Consider the following 1002-nt stretch of genomic DNA (forward strand, 5'->3'; position numbering starts at 1 on the left):
GCTCCCTCACATCCGCTACATTGGAGCGAACACCAGCATGTGCCAATACAAGGCGTGAAGGTAGATGCTGCAATGCGGGCTGCACTGATGGCCCGTACTGATATCCAACCTTTGGCCGTTGTACTGCACGACCCTGTCGGCGTTACCAGTGAGCTTAACAACGTGGTGACGCGAGCCGTACAAGAGCGCACCCGTTTCACTGCCGAAAATGCCCACAGGCTGACCAGCGCTCAGTTGATCAGCGGCTACTTCGAACACAATCACTCGGTTGAGAACACCGATACCCTCACCCGACAACAAGCCTTGGTGAACTGGGCACAACTGCAACAGTTTCGCAGTGGCTACGCCGCGCGCCTGGCCGCCTTCGACGCACCGATAGAACGTGCTGTTGAGGATATCAACGCATGGCTCAACCACTCCAGTTATCTTGCCCTGGCGATCAACACCTACGACCTGGGGGTGCCTGCCAACGGCAAGGATTTCGAAGAAACTGTTTTCCACTGCATCGGCGCATTGGTGCACACCGAATCAGGGCGCCAACTGCTTGAACAAATGGTCGATATGCCACCCGACCGCAGCCTTTACTGGCAAGCCTTGGCCCAGGGCAATGCGAACATCACGGATCGATTGATGAAGACTTCTTCTTTGATCAAAAGCACGTTCGACGTACTGGACAAATACCTCGAAGAGCATGCGGCGACTTCAGCTACCAATGCCTTGATCGGTTTACTGCAATCGCTCCCTGCCGCCAACAAGGCTGATGTGCTGGTACGCCGGCTGAGGCATGTGCTGGAGCTGCGCTTCAATGCCACCTTGATCGCACATGAACTGGACGCAGCACAATACCTTCGTTATGCACGCGAATTCGAAGGGCAGCAAGTGCTGGGACCGGAGTTGATCAAGCGCTGGGGATTGGATGTCGACACCACGGTCCACCCGACTACCGGGGATGTGCGCATGAAATTTTATGAGTGGGTCAAAGTGGACGAGACCGACTATCGG

General features: G+C 55.6%; 1 protein-coding gene. It reads left to right on the top strand.

All coding sequences use genetic code 11. The features are described from left to right. Positions 1-87: 87 nt before the first annotated feature. The coding region (locus G3436_RS15645; protein WP_163946570.1) for a hypothetical protein at positions 88-1002 on the top strand (915 nt) is incomplete at its 3' end.

It is taken from the genome of Pseudomonas brassicae, assembly GCF_010671725.1.
Classification (GTDB): domain Bacteria; phylum Pseudomonadota; class Gammaproteobacteria; order Pseudomonadales; family Pseudomonadaceae; genus Aquipseudomonas; species Aquipseudomonas brassicae.